A 23,302-nucleotide genomic window follows, 5' to 3' on the forward strand; every position below is an offset into this window, starting at 1 on the left:
TTTGTGGAAAAAGTCGCCTTGCAGCCTTTGGAATCTGATTTCAAATCCTGTGTCATCTGTGCATCTGTGCCAAAAATACCTTTTCCTATTCTCTTTTTCTCGATCTTATTTTATCTGGATTTAAAAGATCTGTATTATGAGTTCTTTCTTATGATGGGAACAGAAACATCCCTTGTAGGATTTTTAATTCACAAATTCTTCTTTACCTTTGCGGGCGGATGCGCTAAAAAATGCAAAAACGATTCAATAATAACGCATCCGGATCATGCTAACTTGATTGCTTTATGGAACAAAACAACGAGATTATCCTTCTCAGTATCAATGGGACAGACCGCCCGGGCGTAACCGCCGCTTTAACTGAAATCCTGGCTCAAAACAACGCAGTAATCTTAGATATCGGACAAGCCGATATTCATAACCATTTGTCGTTAGGGATTATGTTTCAGAGTTCGGAGAAAGATTCCGGGCAGACGCTTAAAGAATTATTGTTTAAAAGCAATGAATTGAATGTCAATATCCGTTTCGATCCGATCTCGCGGGAAGCTTACAGCGAATGGGTCGGTATGCAGGGGCGGCATCGCTATATCATCACCATCCTGGGGCGTAAACTAACCGCTCGCCAGATTGCGGCTATTTCGAAGATTGTAGCCGAACAGGGTATGAATATCGACGATATCAAACGTCTTACGGGACGTATCCCGTTGGAAGAGAGTGAACGTACGCCGAAGGCCAGCGTAGAGTTCTCCGTACGTGGCACGCCGAATGACAAGGAAAAGATGAAAGCCGACTTTATGCGCTTATCGGCTCAGTTGGAAATGGATATCTCGTTCCAGGAAGACAGTATGTTTCGCCGTATGCGTCGCCTGATCTGTTTCGATATGGACTCCACCCTGATCGATACGGAGGTGATCGATGAACTGGCCATACGTGCCGGGGTAGGGGACAGGGTGAAAGCGATAACGGAATCGGCTATGCGCGGGGAGATCGATTTCTCGGAAAGTTTCCGCCAGCGATGCGCCCTGTTGAAAGGGCTGGATGTCTCTGTGATGCAGGAAATAGCGGAGAATTTGCCAATCACCGAAGGGGTAGACCGTCTGATGTCGGTCTTGAAAAAGATCGGTTTTAAGATTGCCATTCTCTCGGGGGGATTCACCTATTTCGGGAATTACCTGAAGAACAAATACAATATTGATTATGTCTATGCGAATGAACTGGAGGTAGTAGGTGGTAAACTAACCGGCAACTACGTAGGCGATATAGTCGACGGAAAGCGCAAGGCTGAATTGCTCCGCTTGATTGCACAGGTTGAAAATGTGGATATCCGCCAGACCGTAGCGGTGGGTGACGGGGCGAACGACCTGCCTATGATCAGTATTGCCGGCTTGGGTATCGCGTTCCATGCCAAACCAAAGGTGAAAGCGACGGCCAAACAGTCGATCTCGACTATCGGGCTCGACGGAATCCTCTATTTCCTTGGCTATAAAGACTCTTATCTGGAAGAGCAGGAGTTGTTTTGATTACGAAATAAACAGGACTAAATAAAGAAAGAAAAGATGATAAAGCACGTAGTGATGTTCAAATTGATCGATTTTCCTTCGGCAGAAGAGAAGCAGGCGAAGATGCAGGAGATAAAAGAACGACTGGAAGCATTGAAAGAAAAGATCGACTACCTCCGGGCTATCCGGGTCGACTTCAATGCGAATCCGGCAGAAAGCTGGGACCTTATCTTAACCACAGAGCTTGATTCGCTGGAAGATGTGGCTCGTTATGCCGCTCATCCGGATCATGTAGCCGTGTCGAAAGAGGTGATTGCAGCGGTCAAGGCCGATCGGGCTTGTGTGGATTATCCGTGTTGACCCTCTCAGGCCAACAGGCGTATCTGGGAGATATAGCCTAAACGGTAGACCTCTGCAAACAGGATGCTGTAAGAGGATTTCGACCGTACATTGACTTTATAGGTAATGGTCGATTTATTTTTCTCGTAATCTATTTCATAAGAGAAGCTGACAATGTAGACATTCTGGTTCTCCAGAATGGTGCGGATCGCTTTCAGGTTAGGCGAAGCGATGGAGCAGTGTATGGTAAGGATCTTGTTCACGCCGTCGAGATACATGCGTTTCTCTAATTTTTCCATCGAGAGCAATACGAAGAGTGTGGCGAGGGTCGTAACACCCGCGGCAAGATACATGCCCGCTCCGACAGCCAGTCCCACAACGGCAACTACCCAGATGCAGGCGGCTGTTGTCAATCCCTGAATACCTCCCCTGTTTTGTATGATCGCTCCGGCGCCCAGAAAACCAATACCGGTCAGGACCTGTGCAGCAATACGCCCCGGATCACCATTCAGAAAGTCGGGATAGGTCTGCGGAATCCAGATAGATATCAGCATAGCGGCTGTCGATCCGAGACAGATCAGCGTGAATGTGCGCATACCCGCGTCACGGCGGCGCATTTGCCGTTCCACTCCAATCAGTCCTCCGAGGAAGAAGCTGACAAACAACCGGACAATAATCGTATAAGGAGTTATTGTGGTGCTTTCAAGAATAAGTTTTAATTCTTCCAACATAAGGCAGTTGTTTTATTGCTTTCGTACAAAAATAGTGAAATAATCCATTCAAACACAAGGGAAGAACTTTTCCTTTACGTGAAGATATAGGGCAGTCTCTTGTCGAAAAAGCGGGTTACTTTGCCAAAGAAGTGATAGACCTCTTCCGTAAACGGCACCTCCGTGGGGGTGTAAACCTTCAACGAATGGGGAGCCATGGAGATGTGAATCTCGGCTTCTGCCTGGATCGGTTCGCCATCGATATGCATAATACCGGGCTTTTTACGGGTGATGATCACCTCTTTTCCTTTTATGATCTTGATCTTACTGTTCCGGTCTAACTGCTTTGTGAACAGTTGGATGGCCAAAGGGCCGATATCCAGTGGGGTGAAAGGGGAGAGGATGGTGATATCCATCTTGCCGTCTTCAATATCTGCGTTGGGAGCGATAAAGGCATTGTTTCCGTATTGGGAGGCGTTGGCGCAGGCCACCAGAAAGGCTTTCTCGGCACGGATCGTACCGTCGATCGAGAGTTCGTACTCTTCGGGTTTATAACTTAGGTACTCTTCTATTGCACTTTTGATATAGGTCACGGAGCCTCTGTGCTTTTCATGGGCAAAATTCTCACTTACTGCCGCATCGAAACCAACTCCGCAAGTGGTGAAGAAGACACGTCCGTTGGCAGAACAGCTGTCGATAGTGGAGACATGTCCTTTGGCAATCACATCCAGCGCCCTCTTTACATCCATTGGAATAAACAATTCCCGAGCTAATCCATTACCGGATCCTTTGGGGATGATGCCCAGTATGGCATCCGAGTGGAGCATGGAACTGGCCACTTCGTTCACCGTGCCGTCGCCTCCGACCGCCAGGATGGTATGCACGCCTGCTTCGACTGCCCGCTTTGTCAATTCGCTGGCATGGCCGGCATATTCCGTAAATGTGATCTCTACAGAACAGCTCTCGGAGGCAAATGCCTCCTCGATCATTTTCGGTATTTTCCGTTTCGAGCCAACGCCGGAGATAGGATTTATAATGGCTTGTATCTGAATGGGCTTTTTCTCCATGATGCTTTTTAAATTATGACAAAGCAAAAATAGTGCTTTTGTTAAACTTTTGGGGTATGAATCAGTTTATGAGTTATTTTTTTAGTACTTTTGCGCCTGGATTTACCGAAGCATAACCAATTAGCAGCGGTGAAACCGAAGTTCTTTTCATAAAAATAAAAGTAAGAAATAATTCTCTTTATCGAATATGAAACTTTTACAAGAGAAACTGGCACGGTATGATGCACCACAAAGGGCTAAAGCCATAGGAATTTACCCTTACTTCCGTAAGATAGAAAGCGACCAGGATACAGAGGTCGTTATTGATGGGAAAAAAGTCTTGATGTTCGGATCCAATGCCTATTTAGGATTGACAAACCACCCCAAAGTAAAAGAAGCAGCCATCGCAGCTATTAAGAAATACGGGACAGGTTGTGCCGGTTCACGTTTTCTGAACGGTACGTTAGACATCCATCTTGAATTGGAAAAGCGGTTGGCAGAGTTTGTGGGTAAAGAGGATGCGATTGTCTATTCTACCGGATTCCAGGTGAACCTCGGGGTTGTTTCTTGCGTGACCGGCCGCGAAGACTATATCTTGTGGGACGAACTCGATCATGCTTCGATTATCGAAGGACATCGTTTGTCATTCTCCAATAAGCTGAAATACAAACACAACGATATGGAGTCGTTGGAAAAACAACTCCAGAAATGCGAGCCTGACAAGGTGAAACTGATTGTTTCCGACAGCGTCTTCAGTATGGAAGGAGATGTGGCCGATATACCAGCAATCGTTGCTCTGGCTAAGAAGTATAATGCAAGCGTTATGATTGACGAAGCACATGGCTTAGGTGTCTTAGGGCGTCAGGGACGTGGCGCGTGTGATCACTTCGGAGTAACCAAGGATGTCGACCTGATTATGGGAACATTCAGTAAGTCGCTTGCCTCTATTGGTGGCTTTATCGCGGCCGATGAGACCGTAACCAACTACATACGTCATAACTCCAGATCCTATATCTTCAGTGCAAGTAATACGCCTTCGGCAACAGCTGCCGTGGGAGCCGCCCTGGATATCATGATCAGCGAGCCGGAACGCATTCAGCACTTATGGGATTTGACGCATTATGCTCTGGATGGTTTCCGGAATATGGGTTGTGAAATCGGGCATACCTCCACACCTATCATCCCGTTGTTTATCCGTGATAACGACCTGACCTTCTTAGTCGTGAAGGAGTTGTTTGAGGCAGGTGTGTTTGTGAACCCGGTGGTTACCCCGGCTGTGGCTCCGGAAGATACCCTGATCCGCTTCTCTTTGATGGCGACACATACGAAAGAGCAATTGGATTTTGCTTTGGAAGCGATCGAAAAAGTATTTAAAAAGCATCATATTATCGAATAAGATAACAAGATACCAAAACAAAAGGGCTGCCCAATCGGACAGCCCTTTTCTATTCTATAGACATCTTATCAACGTATTCCTTTCTCGATTTGCTCCTGCACGATGGCATCAACCACCGCTACTGTCGTCAGATTCAGGATATCACGGGTAGAACTTGCTATATCCGTAAAGTGAATCGGTTTGTTCAACCCCATCTGGATCGGGCCGATGGTTTCTCCGACGCCCATTTCAAGTAATAATTTATAAGCGCCATTTGCCGAACTCAGATTCGGGAAAATAAGCGTATTCACCTCTTTGCCTTTCATCTTATTGAATGGATAGGTCTCGTCACGCAGTTTTTGGTCGAGTGCAAAGTTGACCTGCATCTCCCCGTCGATCATGATTTCCGGGTGTTTCTTGTGCAGGTAATCGATGGCTTCATGTACTTTCCGCGGGCTTCCTTTCTTGTCGGCGCCGAAATTGGAATAGGAGACCATAGCCATTACCGGATCGTGTGCAAAGAAGTTGACCGCATCATGGGTTAGACGAGCCACATCAACCAATACCTCGGTCGAAGGATGGCGGTTGATCAACGTATCGGCAATAAAGAGTGTTCCTTTCTTGCAGGAGATAATGTTCATCGCTCCAAAGTGATTATACGTCGGACGGATGCCAATGATCTGTTCCGCCAACTTGGTAATGGTGGTGTAACGACTGTATACCCCCGTCATGAAGGCATCGGCTTCACCCGTTTCCACCATCATCATACCAAAGGCATTGCGGTCGACCATTGTTTCGTAGGCCTCCGTATAGGTGATGCCCTCCCGCGCTTTCTTTTCGCTCAGGATGCGGGCATAGCGTTCACGACGGTCGTTTTCGCGGTCGTGGCGCATATTCACTATTTCTATGCCCTCGAGGCTGATATTTTCTTCGGCGGCAATTTTATAAAGACGCTCTTCGTTGCCCAATAGGATAGGAATACAAATCCCTTCTGCTTTCGCCTCCACTGCTGCTTTTAGCATATTGGCATGGTTGGCTTCCGCAAACACGACGCGTTTGGGGTTGGCTTTCGCCATATCGGTGAACGAGCGGATCAGTTTGTTGTCGTAGCCCATCATATCCTTCAGGTGGCGCCGGTATCCCTCCCAGTCGGTGATTTCCTTGCGAGCTACACCCGACTCAATAGCCGCTTTGGCAACGGCCACCGATACGGATGTCAATAGGCGAGGATCCAGCGGTTTGGGAAGAATATAATCTCTTCCGAACGAAGTGCGTTTTAGTTTATAGGCTGCATTGACAACATCCGGCACCGGTTCTTTGGCCAGTTCCGCGATGGCGTATACGGCAGCCACCTTCATCTCTTCGTTGATGGCTTTGGCATGCGTGTCTAATGCCCCGCGGAAAATATAAGGAAATCCCAATACATTATTAATCTGGTTCGGATAATCGGAACGCCCGGTGGCAAAAATAAGATCCTCCCGCGAAGCCATCGCCTCTTGATAGGAGATCTCCGGATTCGGATTAGCTAAGGCAAAGACAATCGGATTGTTATTCATTGTGCGCACCATCTCTTTCGTAAGCACGTTGGCTACGGAAAGCCCCAGGAATACATCAGCACCAACCACCGCTTCAGCCAATGTTTTGATATCACGGGTGGTGGCAAATTCCTTCTTGGAGGCGTTCAGATCTGTGCGGTGAACAGAGAGCACTCCTTTGCTGTCGCACATGACGATATTCTCTTTCTTAGCGCCTAATAAGACATACAGTTTGGTACAGGAGATAGAGGCAGCACCGGCACCGTTCACTACGATCCGTACCTCTTCAATCTTTTTGCCTGTCAACTCCAGGGCATTCAATAATCCGGCGGCGGAGATAATCGCCGTTCCGTGCTGGTCGTCGTGCATCACCGGGATATCTAATTCCGCCTTCAAGCGTTGCTCTATTTCGAAACATTCCGGTGCTTTGATATCTTCCAGGTTGATTCCTCCAAAAGTCGGAGCAATCGCTTTCACGGTCTGGATGAATTTTTCAGGATCTTTCTCGTCTACTTCAATGTCGAACACATCGATCCCGGCAAATATTTTGAACAGAAGTCCTTTTCCTTCCATCACCGGCTTGCCGGCCATCGCGCCAATATCACCCAGCCCCAATACGGCCGTCCCGTTAGAGATAACCGCGACCAGATTTCCTTTCGCTGTATATTTATAGGCATCCAGCGGATTTTTCTCTATCTCCAGGCAAGGCTCCGCCACGCCCGGCGAATAGGCCAATGCCAGATCATTCTGTGTACTATATGGTTTGGTAGGGATAACCTCTATCTTCCCGGGCTTTCCTTCGGCATGATACCGCAACGCCTCTTCTTTAATCGATTTTGCCATAGTTATTCATTTTCAATTATACATATATATAATACCTATTTTTGTCTCTTTAGAGACATTGTTATTCAGAGCAAGCCTCTGTGAGAATTGCGAAAAAACGTGCAAATATACGGATAAATAGCGGATTTATATACTATTTGTCAGCGTAAATAGCGTTTTGGTTACAATTTGTCAGTACACAACTATTCCTTTTCCGCCAGCATCGTCTGGCTTCGTTTCGGTTGAAATTCCATTATAACGACATTCTTTTCGTTCCGAAAGGTCAGGATGCCTTTTTTTACAAAAAGCCAGCTCTCTGTCTCTAATGTACGGAAAAATTCGTTTTCAATATTCGGATCCAAACACATCATTCTGGTAGAAAGAACAGGCGATGTGGTCATATGGTTGTTCACCAATACGAAACGAGTACTATATCGATTACATCCGCCCGATCCATGAAGCAATTTCTCTTTGAAATCAAACTGAAGCGTTGGGAGCGTCTTGGAAAATGAGGCACTAACCTCCCGACCATTGATAGTTTTCAAAACCCATACCCCCTCCAATTCATTGAGTTTTATGGGTTGTTGGGTCACCCCGCATCCTTGCACACCTAAAAGAGCGAAAAGGAAAAAACCTACGAACGCTGCAGCTATTTTTTTCGTTTTCATATCATTTCTGTTTTGTTTCTGATACAGGTAAAAGTAACCAATTTACCTATGCACCCCCCATTCCGCAAAGGAAATAAATGAAAACAAATGTTAAATCACCCTGTTTTGCCCAAACCCCTAATTTACGATTTGTAATTTTCGCCCGACTTTGCGCGCAAAAAGGCGGGACTTTTTTGACAAACTCCCGGGAGAAACACTTTTTAACGTATGGATTCGTAAGCAAAACAGCCTTTTTGCTTACAATCGAGATTTTAACATTTCAAAAAAAAACATACCCCGGGTGATTCGCCACGAAGTGAAGGGAGGTCGGTTGTCCGGTTCATTCTTAGTTGATAACTATTCGTTGTTCTCCGCTTTCAGTATCGGAAAATAGTTGTAATTTTGGTGTCCCTATAAAGAGGGTATTCTATTTACCATGGCAGAAAAAGGAAGATCGACGACAAACAGAAGCCGGCAAAAGACAGTTGTCGTGCCGGAGATGGGGCGTTTGCAACCCCAGGCACGTGAATTGGAAGAGGCCGTATTGGGCGCTCTCATGTTGGAGAAAGATGCCTATTCGATGGTGAGTGAGATACTCAAACCGGAATGTTTCTACGAAAAGTCACATGAACTGATCTATTCGGCTATTGTCGACTTGGCGCTTACGCAGCGACCGGTGGATATGCTGACGGTGACAGAGCAATTGAAGAAACAAGGCAATCTGGATGTCGTGGGAGGCCCTTTCTATATTTCCCAGCTTACGACCAAGGTGGCCAGTAGCGCCCATATTGAATATCATGCCCGTATCATTGCACAAAAATACCTGGCGAGAGAATTGATCTCTTTCTCGGCAGGTGTACAAAATAAGGCCTTCGATGAGACACAGGATGTGGATGACCTGATGCAGGAAGCAGAAGGGAAGCTTTTTGAGATCTCGCAACGCAATGTGAAAAAGGATGTGACACAGATCAATCCGGTAATCGGGGAGGCCTTGGAATTGCTCCAGAAGGCTTATAACCAGAAGGAGGGATTGAGCGGACAGCGTACCGGATTCGATGCATTGGACAAGATCACTTCCGGATGGCAGAATTCCGACCTTATTATTATTGCCGCCCGTCCGGCTATGGGTAAAACGGCTTTTGTGCTTTCCATGGCAAAAAACATGGCGGTTCAGTTTAATATCCCGGTAGCCCTGTTCTCGCTTGAAATGAGTAATGTGCAGTTGGTAAACCGCCTGATTGTCAATGTGTGTGAGCTTCCCGGGGAAAAGATCAAGAGTGGACGCCTGGAACGCCACGAATGGGAACAGCTCGATTTCAAACTAAAAGAATTGTATGACGCGCCCATCTTTGTAGACGATACGCCCAGTCTTTCCGTGTTTGAATTGCGGACCAAAGCGCGCCGTCTGGTACGCGAACATGGTATCAAATGTATTATCATTGACTACCTGCAATTGATGAATGCCAGCGGTATGAATTTCGGAAGCCGCGAACAGGAGGTGAGTACGATTTCCCGCTCCCTGAAAGGATTGGCGAAAGAACTGAATATCCCTATCATCGCACTCTCACAGTTGAACCGTGGGGTAGAAAACCGACAGGGAAACGAAGGAAAACGCCCACAATTGGCCGACTTGCGTGAGTCGGGAGCGATCGAGCAGGATGCCGACATGGTTTGTTTTATCCACCGTCCGGAATATTATAAGATATTCGAAGATGAACGGGGCAACAACCTTCGTGGGTTGGCTGAAATCATCATAGCCAAGCACCGTAACGGGGCAACCGGCGATGTGCGATTGAAGTTCAAAGGTGATTTTGCCAAGTTTATGAATGTGGGCGATGATTATGATGTCAAAGAATATACTTCGGGCATCAATGGCGTCGACCATATGCCGCCACCTATCTCACCGGCAGGGGCGGATTTTCTGCAGCAGACAAATAATTACAACGATCCTCCCTTCTGATCCGTATGTACACTGGTGAGATCATCTCATTGGGAGTTGCCTGCTCCTGGACCATTACAGCACTTTGTTTCGAATATGCCGGAAAGAGGATCGGAACCCTTTCACTGAACATCTTGCGCTTGTCGTTAGCCATTGTGATGCTGGGACTTACATTATTTTATTTCACCGGATACTTTTTACCTGTCGATATGGGCGCAAAGGCCTGGTTCTGGCTGGCTATCTCCGGTTTTATCGGGTATGTACTGGGGGATTATTGCCTCTTTAACTCCTATATGATTATCGGGTCGCGCTTCGGACAACTGTTTATGACCCTGGCGCCTCCGTCGGCAGCTATTGCAGGCTATTTTGTGTTAGGAGAAAAACTTGCCTTGACCGCATGGCTGGGCATGGCTGTTACACTTTTCGGAATAGGGCTGTCGATTGTCGGTAAACCGGATGGTAGCCGTAAAAGACTTAGCCTAAAGTTGCCGATCAAAGGTGTTCTTTTAGGAGTTGGCGCCGGAGTAGGACAGGGGATAGGATTGGTTTTTAGCAAATTGGGCATGGAGCATTATATGCAGGACATCGATCTGGCCAATCAAACAGCCGTATTTCTGGTTCCTTTTGCCTCTACACAGGTACGTGCGATTGTCGGTGTTGCTGGTTTCCTTATTATGATGATGTGGACAAAACAGGGCAAAGCGCTGATCTCCGCCCTGACAAATAAGCGAGGCATGGCTTTCACTACTGCTGGAACCATATTCGGTCCCTTCCTGGGTGTCTCTTTTTCGCTTATGGCCGTTCAATATACCGAAGCCGGAATCGCCTCTACACTGATGGCATTAACCCCCATTATCATCCTATTGCCCACCTGGCTTTTCTTTAAACAAAAAATAACCATACGGGAAGTTATCGGAGCTATTATCAGCGTGTTAGGGGTGGCGTTGTTTTTTGTGTAATCTCACAACAACTGATCACTTTTTATCATCCCCATTCCAATCAAGCGGTCATAGCGTTCGCCCATCGGACGGTAATACACATGGATGCGGTATTCGTTTTCGGTAGGATAATAACTGCCCTCTATCGGCAGGGTAGTAGCTTTTGATTCTCCTTTCTTCTGGAAGAGATACTGGTAGTTGTAATTACCTTGCTTCAGGAAGATATTCTTTTCATAGAATCCTGTCTGAGGATTGTAGAGCATACGGCTTCGTTCGTTCAGGAGATTATTGCTGAGATCTCCTGAAAGATAGATGTTACCATCGAAGAGAATGGGATGATCCAAGGCGAAATGCACCATGTAATAATCGGCCTGTGTGTCGGGCTCGGTGCAGTTGCGGCAATTGATCAGGAAATGACCATTCTGATCGCGATCGTATTGATACACATAATTGGCTCGTGACTCGTCCATCATAATAGTCACATGATAATAAGGATGATGGAAGGAGATATCTTCCACATTCATTCCGTTGTAAGTGGGACTCAGAAATTCAAAACGACGAAACTCATTACCTGCTTCAAAGATTAATTCCTTTACATTCACATAATCGATACGGTTGTTGCTGATTCCCGAAGGCATAAACTCTGAGACAGCATTATCCCGGCGATTATTCTGATAGACATATACCTTTAGATCGGTTTGCGGGTAGGGAATCGGAAACCGGGAGGTATTGATGTTGAAGTTTAACTGTTGATGTGCAAGATTGGTATCAATCAACGTGTTACCTGTTACTTCAGCAGCCAGTTGTACAGCGTTTTCGAAAACATAAAAACAGGCAGTCAATACCTCGTCTTGCGGATTGTCTTCATCATAAATACGAACGGCATAATTGCCGGAAACCTTAAATCGTACCTCTTCATTGGGCAGGAAAAGACGATAGTTGGTATAATCAACAGTCGTTCCCATGCCATTGGCAAAATCCTCTATAGGAAGCCCTTGGAAACCGTCCATGTATTCAAACGGTATAAGCGTCGATGGCTGCCAGTTAGCATCACAATGCACAATGGAATAGGTAAAACGATGAAAGTCGGGATCTAACAAGTCAAAATTGATCTCAATCTGCTGGTCTCCATTCAGGTGTATATAAGGGCTGGAAAGCAGTTCATCAGCTACCTTCACCTGAAGTGTATGTATCTTATTATTGAAGACCTGCGTTCGGTAAACTTCCTGCGCTTTCAGGGACAAAATGGTAAGTAAGAAAACAAGAATAAAACCTAATTTCTTCATATTTTACTTATGTTGTGAGACAAATATAGTGAGAATCGCGTAAAGATAGAGAAAATCAGAAAGAATTGGCTCAAAGCCGAACAAAGAATACAATATTTTCCGTATATTTGTTTAGTATTTCATTCGTTATAAACAAAAACAGCCTATTATGAATGATATTTCATACAATTTAAGAGAGATAAGTGACGACGCAATTGCCAGGCGAGTTGGGGTATTTATTAAACACCATCGTATAGAGCAGAATAAAACTCAGGAGATACTGGCTAAAGAAGCCGCAATAAGCCGATCAACACTAAGTCTGCTTGAAAAAGGCGAAACAGTGACGCTTACTACACTTATCCAGGTATTGCGGGTATTGGATCAATTAGATGTTTTTAATAGTTTTACGATCATCTCCCAACCCAGTCCTATTATGCTTGCTAAAGCGGAGAAAAAGAAAAGACAACGGGTAGCTTCTCCTCGGAAAAAAGATACAGATATAATTGAAGGAATGGACTGGTGAAATGAATACGGCAATAGTAAAAATATGGGATAAGGAGGTAGGCGCTGTAGCCTGGGATGAAGGAAGTGGTGTAGCCTCTTTTGAGTACACACCTGCTTTTAAGCGACTTGGCTGGGAGCTTTCGCCATTAAAAATGCCTATTACCCAGGAAACAAAAATATATACATATCCCGAATTACGTAAAGAAAGGAACGCCGCTTATGACACCTTTAAAGGATTGCCCGGACTGCTTGCCGATATGTTGCCCGACCGTTATGGTAACGAACTGATCAATTTGTGGCTGGCACAACAAGGACGCCCGGCAGACAGCATGAATCCGGTGGAAATGTTATGTTTTATCGGCAAAAGAGGGATGGGAGCCTTGGAGTTTGAACCCGCTTTTCAGAAACAATATGTCAATACTTTTTCTATAGAGGTCGATAGCCTGGTAGAAATTGCAGGCAAGATGCTTTCCCGGAAAGAGACTTTTGTGACCAATCTAAAGTCGGATGAAGAAAAAGCGGTGCGTGATATTCTGAAGATCGGAACCTCCGCAGGTGGAGCACGCCCAAAAGCTGTGATAGCCTATAACGAAAAAACAGGTGAAATTCGTTCCGGGCAGACACGCGCTCCTGAAGGGTTCGAACATTGGTTGCTTAAGCTCGATGGAGTAAGCGAAGTGCAACTCGGTGCAACGCATGGTTTTGGACGGGTAGAGTACGCCTATTATCTTATGGCAATTGACTGTGGTATAGAGATGATGCCTTGTCATCTGCTGGAAGAGAACGGACGTGCACATTTTATGACCAAACGATTTGATAGGGAAGGACATTATACAAAGCATCATACACAAACCTTCTGTGCTATGAAACATTATGATTATAACCGGATAAACAGTTATAGTTATGAGCAATTATACCAAACGATGCGGGAGCTTAAATTAACCTATGCCGATGCTGAACAGATGTTCCGCCGGATGGTATTTAATGTTCTTGCCCGTAACTGTGACGACCATACCAAAAATTTTTCTTTTCTTCTGAAGCAGGGCGGCCGTTGGGAACTGGCACCGGCATACGATGTTTGCCACGCCTATCGTCCCGGGAGCGAATGGGTTAGCCGGCACGCATTAAGCATCAATGGAAAAAGAGAAAAGATTACACGGGAAGACCTGATGGTTATTGGTAAATCCATCCGTAACAAAAAATCAAAAGAGATTATCGATGAGATCAATGAGAGAGTCCACTCCTGGCATTCGTATGCAACGCATGCCGGTGTAGATAAAGAAAAAAAAGAGTCCATTGGTAATACACTTATATCTTTATAGTTACAAACAGTAAACATACTGCAAGAAGAAGAGAAAGGAAAGTATTTTCAACCATCTTTTCGTTCATTCTAAAAATTAGAGAATTATTTCTTTAATTATTTACTATTCTCTGCCGTAAAGCATAAAAAATTGCTTACTTTTGCGGGAAATTTTGAAATACCAACTTAAGTATATCATGGCAAATGTGATTAAGATTAAAAAAGGCTTGGACATTAATCTCAAAGGCAAAGCTTCCGAAGTACTGTTGACCGGGCGTAATAGCGCGACCTACGCTATTGTTCCTGATTCATACAACGGTATCTATCCGAAGGTGGTAGCCAAAGTGGGAGATAAGGTCAAGGCCGGCTCAGTTCTTATGATAGATAAGAACCGTCCCGAAATCAAGTTTGTTTCGCCCGTCAGCGGCGAAGTAATTGCCGTTAATCGTGGAGAGAAGCGTAAAGTGCTTAGCATCGTGGTGAAGCCTGACGCCCAAAACGAGTACGAGCCATTCGGCAAAAAGAATGTTTCTTCTTTTCGTCGGGAGGAAATCAAAGAATCTCTTCTCAATGCAGGCCTCTGGCCTTACATCAAACAACGTCCGTACGACCAGATCGCTACACCGACAGATACGCCGCGCGACATCTTTGTTTCGGCTTTCTATTCGGCGCCGTTGGCTCCTGACTTCGACTTTGTTGTACGTGGACAGGAAGGCGATTTCCAAACAGGTTTGGACGCGTTGGCCAAATTGACCGACGGAAAGGTGTATGTAGGTGTACGCCCAGGTTCTTCTGTGAAGCCGAAAGGGGTAGAGATTGTTGAATTCGTGGGACCGCATCCGGCTGCCAATGTCGGGGTGCAGATTAATCACATCAAGCCTGTCAATAAAGGCGAGGTCGTGTGGACGGTGAATCCACATGATGTTATTTTGATGGGACGCCTGTTTAATAATGGTATAGCTGATTTTACCCGCTTGATCGTTATCGCCGGTTCCAAAACGAAGGAACGCGGATATATCAAAGCGATTGCCGGCTGTACGATCGAGAGCTTAGTAAAAGACAGAGTAGAGGAGGAGACCTTCCTCAATGGCTTCCAGGGGCTTGACCACGCGCGCATTATCAGCGGTAATCCGCTGTCGGGCACGAAGGTAGACCGTTCGGGTTGGCTAATGGCCTACGACAACCAGCTTTCTGTTATTCCGGAAGGAGATAACGTGCATGAGTTCTTAGGATGGGGTATGCCGGGATTGGATAAATTCAGTACCACCCGCACCTATTTCTCTTGGTTGCTTGGCAAAAAGAAAGAATATGATATCGACGCCCGTATCCGCGGCGGAAAAAGAGCCATGATTATGTCGAACGAATACGATAAAGTGTTCCCGATGGATATTCTTCCCGAATATCTGTTGAAAGCGATCATTGCATTCGACATCGACAAGATGGAAAATCTGGGTATCTATGAGGTTGCTCCGGAGGACTTTGCATTATGTGAGTTCGTGGATACCTCTAAGATAGAAATTCAGAAGATCGTCCGCAACGGCTTGGATCTTTTATACAAGGAAATGAATTAATAACATTAAAAAATTAGAATACATTGAAAGCGTTAAGGAATTTTCTCGACAAGATTAAGCCCAATTTTGAAGAAGGAGGAAAGCTGTCGATGTTCCGTTCTGTATTCGATGGTTTCGAAACATTCTTGTTTGTGCCGAATACCACATCGAAATCAGGCGTACATATTCATGACAGTGCAGACTCCAAAAGGACGATGATTATTGTTGTCGTTGCTTTATTGCCGGCGTTGCTTTTCGGTATGTACAATACCGGCTACCAGCACAACCTGGCTATCGGGGCAGATCCAGGCTTCTGGATGACTATGGTGTATGGTCTGTTGGCTGTATTGCCTAAGATCATTGTTTCTTATCTGGTAGGTCTGGGTATTGAGTTTACGGTTGCCCAATTCAAAAATGAAGAGATTCAGGAAGGATTCTTAGTATCAGGTATATTGATCCCGATGATTGTGCCCATCGATACACCGTTATGGATGATCGCGGTAGCTACGGCTTTTGCGGTGATCTTTGCCAAAGAGGTGTTTGGTGGTACGGGATATAATGTGTTTAATGTGGCGTTGGTGACCCGCGCGTTCCTGTTCTTCGCCTATCCGGCAGCCATGTCGGGCGACCAGGTGTTTGTGCGTACCAGCAGTACGTTCGGTATTGGCGGTGGACAGGTAGTGGATGCCTTCTCAGGCGCTACGCCTCTCGGACAGATCGGTATTGCCGGTAAGGAACTGATCGGTTCGTTCCAGACAGTCGATGTGTTAGGCAATCCGCTGACAACCTGGGATATGTTTCTGGGATTGATCCCAGGATCGATCGGTGAGACATCTGTTATCGCGATCCTGCTCGGTGCGGTTATATTATTGTTTACCGGGGTAGCCAGCTGGAAAACGATGGTTTCGGTTTTTATCGGAGGAGCTGCAACGGCCTTCTTGTTTAATCTGGTTGGCACAACCGTTCCGATGAGCGTGTCGCCCCTCGATCATATTCTGTTGGGAGGTTTTGCTTTTGGTGCTGTCTTTATGGCTACCGACCCGGTTACATCGGCACGTACCGAAACTGGAAAATACATCTATGGTTTCCTGGTTGGGGCGATGGCGATTATTATCCGCGTATTGAACCCTGGTTATCCGGAAGGTATGATGCTTGCTATCCTGTTGATGAATACGTTTGCTCCGTTGATCGACTACTATGTGGTAGAAGGAAATGTGAACCGTCGCTTGAAAAGAGCTGCCAAATAACTTTATAAGAAGAAGATTATGAATAGAGATAGTAATGTATATACCGTTGTCTACGCCTCAATCATGGTGTTGCTGGTAGCCGTTTTACTGGCTTTCACATCACAGGCTTTGAAGAGCTACCAGAAGGAAAACGAAGATAACGATAAGAGACAACAGATATTGCGATCTGTCAATGTAACAGCTACGGCAGACGAAGCGAAAGCAAAATACGAAGAACTGATCAAAGAGGCTTTTTTAGTCAACGATAAAGGCGAAAAGGTAGAAGGCGATGCCTTCGCTGCCGATTATACCAAGTCGTTTGCACAGAAGACCTATCCGGTTTTCATCGCTGAGATAGATGGACAAACCAAATATGTCATGGCGCTGCAAGGAACCGGACTCTGGGGGCCTCTCTGGGGATATATCGCCCTGGATGCCGACACAAACACGATTTTCGGTACAGACTTCAGCCACGCCGGCGAAACTCCGGGGCTGGGAGCTGAAATCACCAATCCGGGCTTTAGCCAACAGTTTATCGGGAAAAAGATTTTCAAAAACGACACCTTCAAATCGGTGGCGGTCGTTAAACCCGGAAAATCGGCTATCGACCAGGATTATGTGGATGGCATATCCGGCGGTACCATTACCAGCCAGGGAGTTGACAAAATGCTTTTTGACAGCCTCGGCGGATATGTTCAATTTTTAACTTCTCAAAAACAGTAAGAAGATGGGATTATTATCGAATAAAAATAAAGAAGTATTGGTAAGCCCGTTGAGCAAAAACAACCCGGTAATCATTCAGATGCTTGGTATTTGCTCGGCCCTGGCTGTAACTTCCAAACTGGAACCGGCTATTGTAATGGCTATTTCAGTGACCGTTGTTGTTGCCTTTGCCAATGTCATTATATCCTTGTTGCGTAATACGATACCCAACCGTATCCGTATTATCGTGCAATTGGTGGTCGTTGCCGCGTTGGTGACGATCGTAAGTGAGGTGTTAAAAGCGTTTGCTTACGATGTAAACAAGCAACTTTCCGTATTCGTAGGGTTGATCATTACAAACTGTATCCTGATGGGACGCCTCGAAGCATTTGCTTTAGGCAATGGCCCGTGGGAATCGTTCCTCGACGGGATCGGTAATGGCTTGGGTTATGGTCTGATCCTGGTGATTGTTGGTTTCTTCCGCGAACTCTTGGGTTCGGGTACACTCTTGGGATTCCAGGTCATACCGCAGGTATTCTATGATTGGGGATATGTAAATAATGGGTTGATGATTCTGCCTCCGATGGCATTGATTGTGATTGCGGTCATTATCTGGGTCCACCGGGCGAAGAACAAAGAACTTCAGGAAAATTAATACAAAACGAATAAAACGATAAAAGAATGGAATTAGCATTAAGCACATTTGTCCGCTCAATCTTCGTTGAGAATATGATCTTTGCCTACTTCTTGGGGATGTGTTCCTACCTGGCCGTATCCAAGAACGTAAAGACCGCATTAGGATTGGGTATTGCAGTAACGTTTGTATTGGTTTGCACCCTGCCGATCAACTATATGCTTGAAAACTACGTACTGACCGAAGGCGCCCTGGCGAAATGGCTGGGTGATTCTTTTGCCACAGTCGATCTGAGTTTCTTGTCATTGATTATATTCATTGCCATTATCGCCTCTTTCGTACAGTTGGTTGAGATGGTCATTGAGAAATTTGCACCCACCCTGTATGCCTCTTTGGGTATCTTCCTGCCTTTGATCGCAGTAAACTGTGCCATCCTGGGTGGTTCACTCTTTATGCAGCAGAAAGCATTCCCTAATGTGGGGATAGCGACTGTTTACGGTCTGGGCTCCGGTATCGGTTGGTTGCTGGCTATCCTTGGTATGGCAGCTATTCGTGAGAAGCTGACGTATTCGGATATTCCGAAGCCCTTGAGAGGCTTAGGTATCGCTTTCATCATCACCGGGTTGATGGGAATGGCATTTATGTGTTTCTCAGGGATGAATATTTAAGTATTAACGCGACTAAACGAATATAGAGATGATTTTATTAATGGCAGGCGGACAAACGATCGTAGTGAGTGCAGTAGTATTCCTGGTGATTACACTGATACTCGTTATCGTCCTTTTGTTCGCGAAAGCAAAACTGATACCATCCGGAAATATCAAGATGGTGGTCAATGATGAAAAAGAGTTTGACGTCCCTATGGGAGGAACCGTATTGAATACGCTTCAAAGCCAAGGCATCTTCCTGTCTTCCGCTTGTGGTGGTGGAGGTAGCTGCGGCCAATGCCGTTGCCAGATCCCGGAAGGGGGTGGAAATATTCTTCCGACCGAGGTGGGCTTCTTCTCACGCAAACAGATCAAAGACAACTGGAGACTGGGATGCCAGACAAAGGTGAAAGAGGATATGAAGATTATCGTACCGGAAGAGGTATTCGGTGTGAAAGAGTGGGAGTGTACCGTGGTTTCCAACCATAACGTAGCCTCCTTCATCAAAGAATTCACCGTACGTCTGCCGGAAGGCGAAGCTATGAACTTCAAACCGGGTAGCTACTCTCAGATCAAGATTCCTAAATACGATTTGAAATTCACCGAGTTTGCCGTGGAAGACCGCTTCAAAGAAGAATGGGATAAGTTCAAGATGTGGGATCTGGCTTGTAAGAACGACGAAGAAACCATCCGTGCCTACTCGATGGCCAACTATCCGGCGGAAGGAAATATCATCACGTTGAACGTGCGTATCGCTACGCCTCCGTTCGATCGCAATACCGGAACGTGGAAAGCAGGCATCAAACCGGGTATCGGTTCTTCTTATATCTTCAACCTCAAACCGGGTGATAAGGTGACTATGTCAGGTCCTTATGGTGACTTCCATATCCTCGACACGAAACGGGAGATGTTATATATCGGTGGTGGTGCAGGTATGGCTCCGTTACGTGCTCACCTGTTGCACCTGTTCAAGACACTGAAAACCACCGACCGTCAGGTTTCTTACTGGTATGGTGCCCGTTCCAAGAACGAAATCTTCTACGAAGAAGACTTCCGTGCTATCGAAAAGGAATTCCCGAACTTCAAGTTTAATATTGCCTTGTCGGAACCACGTCCGGAAGATAACTGGACAGGCCCTGTCGGATTCATCCACCAGGTGATCCACGACAACTACCTGAAAGATCACGATGCACCGGAAGATATCGAATACTACATGTGTGGTCCCGGTCCGATGGCGAAAGCCGTTGAAGGCATGCTCGACAGCTTGGGTGTACCCCGTGAAATGTTACATTTCGACGACTTCGGATAATAAGAACAACATACTGAATAAAAAAGCTGCAGAGAACACCTCTGCAGCTTTTTTTTGTCATGACAAACACCAAAATGTTAAAATACGGATTGTAAGTAGAATGAAGGTTTTGCTTACAAATCCATACGTTAAAAAGTGTTTCTCCCAGGAGTTTGTCTTCAAAGTCCCGCTTTTTTGCGCGCAAAGTCCCTCGGAAATTACAAATCGTAAATTGGACGTTTCGTTGGAAATGGGTAATTTAACATTTGTTTACATTACTGCAAACTTGTTGAATCGTTACATAACGATTGAAATTCGATTAGAAAAGCCCGCCATCTGCCCACCAAAAAGATAAAAAACAATCTTTTACACAATATCATGCAACATTATTCGTTCTTATTACATCTAAGCTTATGTATTAAATAAAAACTGTTGACATGAAGCCTTTGATAATATCATTTTTCCTGGTTATTTTAGCCTACTCGCTTTTTCTGGACAAGAAAGAAGAGCCGCAGGAGACCACCCCTGTGAACATCAATAGCCAAACTATTCATCTCAACATCATCGATAATACAGAAACTACAGACTCGACAGTTCTGTTTGCACAACAGATTGTTTACCCTATGATATTGAAGAACTCATAACAATCTTCATTGCTTTACGCCTTCGGCTAAGCGACCGCTTCGCTCCAATTCTTCATTCTTCATTCTTCATCTCCTCGTACCTGGGAATCTCCTCTAAAAACTCATAATTGGATTGATCATCATCGATACGACAGCAATAGTGGTTCATGCCATTGCTTACGATTAGGTATCTCACCTGCAGGGTCATGTTATAGCGCACAATCTGATCGAATACGGCAGGCGTTATCTCTACAGTGGGGGCTTTGTACTCCAAAACCATCAAAGGGGCTAAAAAACGATCATAGACCACCGTGTCGCATCGTTTGGAGGTTCGATGCACCTTTATACCAATTTCATTCCCCACTAAATTCTTCGGATAGCCCTTCTCGCTGATAAGATATTGCACAAAATGCTGCCGCACCCATTCCTCAGGAGTAAGTGCCACATATTTGTTTCGTATCTCATCAAATATCAGCTTCTTTCCTTCTCGTTCGGTTACTTTAAAAGCGTATGTTGGTAGATTTAATGCGAGCATTTCTTATATTTCACTATATTTGTAGAATATAGGATGCGCCTTGGCAATCTTCAAGCAAGCTTGGATTGCGCTCGGCTTTCACTATATTTGCATGATAGAGCAAAGGTAGGTAATTATGAAAACTAAGCAAGAGATCGTTGAGAATTGGTTGCCGCGTTACACCGAGCGAAAACTGGAAGACTTCACCAATCATATATTATTGACAAATTTCACGAAATACGTGGAGATATTTGCCAGCCATTTCAATGTGCCCATTATGGGACTGAAGTCGTCCATGCCGAATGCTTCGGCTAATGGCATCACCATCATCAATTTCGGTATGGGAAGCGCCAACGCCGCGACGATCATGGATCTTCTTTCGGCCATCAAGCCGACAGCGGTTCTTTTTCTCGGGAAATGTGGCGGAATCAAGAAGGTGAACGCGTTGGGCGATTATGTATTGCCTATCGCCGCTATCCGGGGTGAGGGGACATCCAATGAATATCTGCCGCCGGAAGTGCCGTCGTTGCCTGCCTTTTCCATGCTTCGTGCCATCTCTTCGGCCATTCGTGACCAGGGAAAGGATTATTGGACAGGCACGATCTACACGACCAATCGTCGCGTCTGGGAATACGATAGCTCATTTAAAGAATACTTAGTGAAAACGCATGCGACAGGCGTGGATATGGAAACGGCCACCCTGTTTACGGCCGGATTCGCCAATAAGATACCAACCGGAGCCCTGTTGATGATCTCCGACAAGCCGCTGGAAGAAGATGGTGTAAAAACGGAAGAAAGCGACAGGAAGGTCACGCAGCAGTTTGCATCAGAACATCTGTTGCTGGGAGTGGAGACGCTTCAGCAGATTATTGAAGAAAAAAAGACCATCCAGCATATTCGGTTCAGTTGGTAAAAACCGGAATCGACAAGGGATCATGGATAATTGATAGATAGAAATGGCTAAAAAAGAGCATACATTTGAAGGAATTTGTCGGGATATTGTTCAAAAGCAATTTGCGCCTGTTTATATTCTGATGGGGGAAGAGCCCTATTTCATGGATAAGATCACGGATCTGTTGTTGGAAAATGTCTTGACAGAGGAAGAAAAAGATTTCAACCTGACGATCCTCTACGGAGCCGACTCGGACGCTGCCAAGGTTTTGAATGCTGCCCGACGCTTTCCTATGATGTCGGAATACCAACTGGTGGTCGTCAGGGAAGCGCAAATGATCCGCGATATCGAACTATTGACCAACTATGTCAAAAAGCCATTGGAGAAGACGGTGCTTGTGGTCAACTACAAATACAAGACGTTAGACCGGCGTAAAACGTTAGCAAGCGCAGCGGATGCAAACGGAATCCTGTTCGATTGTAAGAAGATTCCTGACTACAAAATGGCGGGGTTTATCTCTACGATGATGCAGATGCGCCAGATCAGTATCGATCAGAAGTCTACACAAATGCTTGCCGATTACCTGGGGAACGACCTGACCCGGCTCAATAAAGAGTTGGAAAAGCTGATCCTCCTGATGCCTTCAACGGGCACAAAACGAATCACACCGGAACTGATCGAACAGAATATCGGGATCAGCAAGGAATTCAATAATTATGAGCTATTACGCGCCATTGTAAACAAAGAGGTGTTGAAGGCCAACCGCATTATACAATACTTCGAGAAAAACCCCAAAAACAATCCGATACAGGTGACATTAACGGTGCTTTTCAACTATTTCTCCAACCTGTTGATCTGCTACTATTCCAAAGACCGATCCGAATATGGACTGATGAATGCATTGGGTATGCGGAATGCCTTCCAGGTGAAAGATTATCTGACCGGGATGCGCCATTACCCGGCCATGAAGGTATTCAATCTAATCACCGATATACGACTTACCGATGCGCGATCAAAAGGAGTGGACAACAGCTCCGCGCCGGATGGCGAATTATTGAAAGAACTCCTTTATAAAATATTACACTAATTTCTACCAACTACATTTTTGCCTTTTTCGGTAAGATAATCAATCACTTACTCTTTTTTTAAGCGATTAAGAGTCGCATTTTCTGCGCTTACCGGCCACTTGTTCACAAATATATCAACCACATTAATTATACAACTGTAATTTACATAAGTTATAGTAAGGGGATACTTGTATACTGCCTTAATGACAGATTGCCTAAAGAGGAGTATACTTGTTATAATTG

The 23,302-nt window shown here is 45.5% G+C and carries 23 protein-coding genes; 17 read left to right on the forward strand and 6 right to left on the reverse strand.

The features are described 5' to 3' along the window. Positions 1 to 3: 3 nt before the first annotated feature. The 3 genes from M2137_RS02630 to M2137_RS02640 are packed head-to-tail and all read left to right on the forward strand — an operon-like array spanning position 4 to position 1,856. Positions 4 to 345 carry a hypothetical protein gene (locus M2137_RS02630; RefSeq protein WP_280764908.1) on the forward strand — a complete coding sequence of 114 codons (342 nt, stop codon included), beginning with the start codon at positions 4 to 6 and terminating at the stop codon, positions 343 to 345. Further along, positions 285 to 1,517 carry a phosphoserine phosphatase SerB gene (gene serB / locus M2137_RS02635; protein ID WP_280764909.1) on the forward strand — a complete coding sequence of 411 codons (1,233 nt, stop codon included), beginning with the start codon at positions 285 to 287 and terminating at the stop codon, positions 1,515 to 1,517. Before M2137_RS02630 ends, serB begins: the two co-directional genes overlap by 61 nt. 36 nt (positions 1,518 to 1,553) lie before the next feature. Then, positions 1,554 to 1,856: a Dabb family protein gene (locus M2137_RS02640; protein ID WP_280764910.1), complete on the forward strand. Its 303-nt coding sequence runs from the start codon at positions 1,554 to 1,556 to the stop codon at positions 1,854 to 1,856. Positions 1,857 to 1,861: 5 nt separating this feature from the next. Here the strand turns inward: M2137_RS02640 and M2137_RS02645 are convergent, their stop codons facing one another. Then, positions 1,862 to 2,566 carry an MgtC/SapB family protein gene (locus tag M2137_RS02645; RefSeq protein WP_280764911.1) on the reverse strand — a complete coding sequence of 235 codons (705 nt, stop codon included), beginning with the start codon at positions 2,564 to 2,566 and terminating at the stop codon, positions 1,862 to 1,864. A gap of 74 nt (positions 2,567 to 2,640) precedes the next feature. Beyond that, the gene (locus M2137_RS02650) at positions 2,641 to 3,612 is read right to left on the reverse strand and encodes a diacylglycerol kinase family lipid kinase (protein ID WP_280764912.1); all 972 of its coding nucleotides are present in this window, start codon (positions 3,610 to 3,612) and stop codon (positions 2,641 to 2,643) included. A 187-nt stretch (positions 3,613 to 3,799) separates the two neighbouring features. Here M2137_RS02650 and M2137_RS02655 point away from each other — a divergent pair, with 187 nt between their 5' ends. Further along, positions 3,800 to 4,987 (forward strand): pyridoxal phosphate-dependent aminotransferase family protein, encoded by a 1,188-nt coding sequence (locus M2137_RS02655; protein WP_280764913.1) that lies wholly within the window; start codon positions 3,800 to 3,802, stop codon positions 4,985 to 4,987. Between the two features lie 68 nt (positions 4,988 to 5,055). Here the strand turns inward: M2137_RS02655 and M2137_RS02660 are convergent, their stop codons facing one another. Together M2137_RS02660 and M2137_RS02665 are read right to left on the reverse strand one after the other, a co-directional pair. Continuing rightward, positions 5,056 to 7,344 carry an NADP-dependent malic enzyme gene (locus tag M2137_RS02660; protein WP_280764914.1) on the reverse strand — a complete coding sequence of 763 codons (2,289 nt, stop codon included), beginning with the start codon at positions 7,342 to 7,344 and terminating at the stop codon, positions 5,056 to 5,058. 182 nt (positions 7,345 to 7,526) lie between these two features. Beyond that, a complete protein-coding gene (locus M2137_RS02665) occupies positions 7,527 to 7,991 on the reverse strand; it encodes an META domain-containing protein (RefSeq protein ID WP_280764915.1) in 465 nt (154 codons plus the stop codon). A gap of 415 nt (positions 7,992 to 8,406) precedes the next feature. On the opposite strand from M2137_RS02665, the gene dnaB reads away from it, so the two are divergent. Beyond that, positions 8,407 to 9,930, forward strand: coding sequence for a replicative DNA helicase (dnaB, locus tag M2137_RS02670; RefSeq protein WP_280764916.1), 1,524 nt, complete (start codon positions 8,407 to 8,409; stop codon positions 9,928 to 9,930). A 5-nt stretch (positions 9,931 to 9,935) separates the two neighbouring features. Then, complete coding sequence (locus M2137_RS02675) at positions 9,936 to 10,868, forward strand: DMT family transporter (RefSeq protein ID WP_280764917.1); 933 nt, start codon at positions 9,936 to 9,938, stop codon at positions 10,866 to 10,868. A gap of 2 nt (positions 10,869 to 10,870) precedes the next feature. Here the strand turns inward: M2137_RS02675 and M2137_RS02680 are convergent, their stop codons facing one another. Then, positions 10,871 to 12,133 carry a DUF5103 domain-containing protein gene (locus M2137_RS02680; RefSeq protein ID WP_280764918.1) on the reverse strand — a complete coding sequence of 421 codons (1,263 nt, stop codon included), beginning with the start codon at positions 12,131 to 12,133 and terminating at the stop codon, positions 10,871 to 10,873. 148 nt (positions 12,134 to 12,281) lie between these two features. Between M2137_RS02680 and M2137_RS02685 the strand changes: the two genes are divergently transcribed. The 9 genes from M2137_RS02685 (at position 12,282) to M2137_RS02725 (ending at position 20,607) form a co-directional block, all read left to right on the forward strand. Then, positions 12,282 to 12,635, forward strand: coding sequence for a helix-turn-helix transcriptional regulator (locus tag M2137_RS02685; RefSeq protein ID WP_280764919.1), 354 nt, complete (start codon positions 12,282 to 12,284; stop codon positions 12,633 to 12,635). Position 12,636: 1 nt separating this feature from the next. Beyond that, the gene (locus M2137_RS02690; protein WP_280764920.1) at positions 12,637 to 13,938 is read left to right on the forward strand and encodes a type II toxin-antitoxin system HipA family toxin; all 1,302 of its coding nucleotides are present in this window, start codon (positions 12,637 to 12,639) and stop codon (positions 13,936 to 13,938) included. A gap of 175 nt (positions 13,939 to 14,113) precedes the next feature. Beyond that, positions 14,114 to 15,487, forward strand: a complete 1,374-nt coding sequence (locus M2137_RS02695; protein ID WP_280764921.1) for a Na(+)-translocating NADH-quinone reductase subunit A — start codon at positions 14,114 to 14,116, stop codon at positions 15,485 to 15,487. 23 nt (positions 15,488 to 15,510) lie between these two features. Then, the gene (locus tag M2137_RS02700) at positions 15,511 to 16,713 is read left to right on the forward strand and encodes an NADH:ubiquinone reductase (Na(+)-transporting) subunit B (protein ID WP_280764922.1); all 1,203 of its coding nucleotides are present in this window, start codon (positions 15,511 to 15,513) and stop codon (positions 16,711 to 16,713) included. Positions 16,714 to 16,731: 18 nt separating this feature from the next. Continuing rightward, a complete protein-coding gene (nqrC, locus tag M2137_RS02705) occupies positions 16,732 to 17,415 on the forward strand; it encodes an NADH:ubiquinone reductase (Na(+)-transporting) subunit C (protein ID WP_280764923.1) in 684 nt (227 codons plus the stop codon). A gap of 4 nt (positions 17,416 to 17,419) precedes the next feature. Continuing rightward, positions 17,420 to 18,049, forward strand: coding sequence for an NADH:ubiquinone reductase (Na(+)-transporting) subunit D (gene nqrD, locus M2137_RS02710; RefSeq protein WP_280764924.1), 630 nt, complete (start codon positions 17,420 to 17,422; stop codon positions 18,047 to 18,049). Between the two features lie 26 nt (positions 18,050 to 18,075). Beyond that, positions 18,076 to 18,696 (forward strand): NADH:ubiquinone reductase (Na(+)-transporting) subunit E, encoded by a 621-nt coding sequence (gene nqrE / locus M2137_RS02715; protein WP_280751645.1) that lies wholly within the window; start codon positions 18,076 to 18,078, stop codon positions 18,694 to 18,696. A gap of 28 nt (positions 18,697 to 18,724) precedes the next feature. After that, entirely contained in the window at positions 18,725 to 19,984 is a 1,260-nt protein-coding gene (gene nqrF / locus M2137_RS02720) for an NADH:ubiquinone reductase (Na(+)-transporting) subunit F (RefSeq protein WP_280751644.1), read from the forward strand. A 416-nt stretch (positions 19,985 to 20,400) separates the two neighbouring features. Then, the gene (locus tag M2137_RS02725; protein ID WP_280764925.1) at positions 20,401 to 20,607 is read left to right on the forward strand and encodes a hypothetical protein; all 207 of its coding nucleotides are present in this window, start codon (positions 20,401 to 20,403) and stop codon (positions 20,605 to 20,607) included. Positions 20,608 to 20,659: 52 nt separating this feature from the next. On the opposite strand, the gene M2137_RS02730 is transcribed toward M2137_RS02725, so the two are convergent. After that, the gene (locus M2137_RS02730; protein ID WP_280764926.1) at positions 20,660 to 21,121 is read right to left on the reverse strand and encodes a type I restriction enzyme HsdR N-terminal domain-containing protein; all 462 of its coding nucleotides are present in this window, start codon (positions 21,119 to 21,121) and stop codon (positions 20,660 to 20,662) included. 115 nt (positions 21,122 to 21,236) lie between these two features. Between M2137_RS02730 and M2137_RS02735 the strand changes: the two genes are divergently transcribed. Beyond that, a complete protein-coding gene (locus M2137_RS02735) occupies positions 21,237 to 22,013 on the forward strand; it encodes an AMP nucleosidase (RefSeq protein WP_280764927.1) in 777 nt (258 codons plus the stop codon). A gap of 43 nt (positions 22,014 to 22,056) precedes the next feature. Then, positions 22,057 to 23,079: a DNA polymerase III subunit delta gene (holA, locus tag M2137_RS02740; RefSeq protein WP_280764928.1), complete on the forward strand. Its 1,023-nt coding sequence runs from the start codon at positions 22,057 to 22,059 to the stop codon at positions 23,077 to 23,079. Positions 23,080 to 23,302: the final 223 nt, after the last annotated feature.

It is taken from the genome of Parabacteroides sp. PFB2-10 (genome assembly GCF_029893085.1).
Lineage (GTDB): Bacteria > Bacteroidota > Bacteroidia > Bacteroidales > Tannerellaceae > QVMG01.

Coding starts and splice junctions, on each gene's coding strand:
- M2137_RS02685 (WP_280764919.1), top strand. CDS start 12,282: ATGAATGATATTTCATACAATTTAAGAGAGATAAGTGACGACGCAATT.
- nqrC (WP_280764923.1), top strand. CDS start 16,732: ATGAATAGAGATAGTAATGTATATACCGTTGTCTACGCCTCAATCATG.
- M2137_RS02655 (WP_280764913.1), top strand. CDS start 3,800: ATGAAACTTTTACAAGAGAAACTGGCACGGTATGATGCACCACAAAGG.
- M2137_RS02665 (WP_280764915.1), bottom strand. CDS start 7,991: ATGAAAACGAAAAAAATAGCTGCAGCGTTCGTAGGTTTTTTCCTTTTC.
- nqrD (WP_280764924.1), top strand. CDS start 17,420: ATGGGATTATTATCGAATAAAAATAAAGAAGTATTGGTAAGCCCGTTG.
- serB (WP_280764909.1), top strand. CDS start 285: ATGGAACAAAACAACGAGATTATCCTTCTCAGTATCAATGGGACAGAC.
- M2137_RS02640 (WP_280764910.1), top strand. CDS start 1,554: ATGATAAAGCACGTAGTGATGTTCAAATTGATCGATTTTCCTTCGGCA.
- M2137_RS02730 (WP_280764926.1), bottom strand. CDS start 21,121: ATGCTCGCATTAAATCTACCAACATACGCTTTTAAAGTAACCGAACGA.
- M2137_RS02735 (WP_280764927.1), top strand. CDS start 21,237: ATGAAAACTAAGCAAGAGATCGTTGAGAATTGGTTGCCGCGTTACACC.
- M2137_RS02690 (WP_280764920.1), top strand. CDS start 12,637: ATGAATACGGCAATAGTAAAAATATGGGATAAGGAGGTAGGCGCTGTA.
- nqrF (WP_280751644.1), top strand. CDS start 18,725: ATGATTTTATTAATGGCAGGCGGACAAACGATCGTAGTGAGTGCAGTA.
- M2137_RS02725 (WP_280764925.1), top strand. CDS start 20,401: ATGAAGCCTTTGATAATATCATTTTTCCTGGTTATTTTAGCCTACTCG.
- holA (WP_280764928.1), top strand. CDS start 22,057: ATGGCTAAAAAAGAGCATACATTTGAAGGAATTTGTCGGGATATTGTT.
- M2137_RS02680 (WP_280764918.1), bottom strand. CDS start 12,133: ATGAAGAAATTAGGTTTTATTCTTGTTTTCTTACTTACCATTTTGTCC.
- nqrE (WP_280751645.1), top strand. CDS start 18,076: ATGGAATTAGCATTAAGCACATTTGTCCGCTCAATCTTCGTTGAGAAT.
- M2137_RS02675 (WP_280764917.1), top strand. CDS start 9,936: ATGTACACTGGTGAGATCATCTCATTGGGAGTTGCCTGCTCCTGGACC.
- M2137_RS02660 (WP_280764914.1), bottom strand. CDS start 7,344: ATGGCAAAATCGATTAAAGAAGAGGCGTTGCGGTATCATGCCGAAGGA.
- M2137_RS02650 (WP_280764912.1), bottom strand. CDS start 3,612: ATGGAGAAAAAGCCCATTCAGATACAAGCCATTATAAATCCTATCTCC.
- M2137_RS02695 (WP_280764921.1), top strand. CDS start 14,114: ATGGCAAATGTGATTAAGATTAAAAAAGGCTTGGACATTAATCTCAAA.
- M2137_RS02645 (WP_280764911.1), bottom strand. CDS start 2,566: ATGTTGGAAGAATTAAAACTTATTCTTGAAAGCACCACAATAACTCCT.
- dnaB (WP_280764916.1), top strand. CDS start 8,407: ATGGCAGAAAAAGGAAGATCGACGACAAACAGAAGCCGGCAAAAGACA.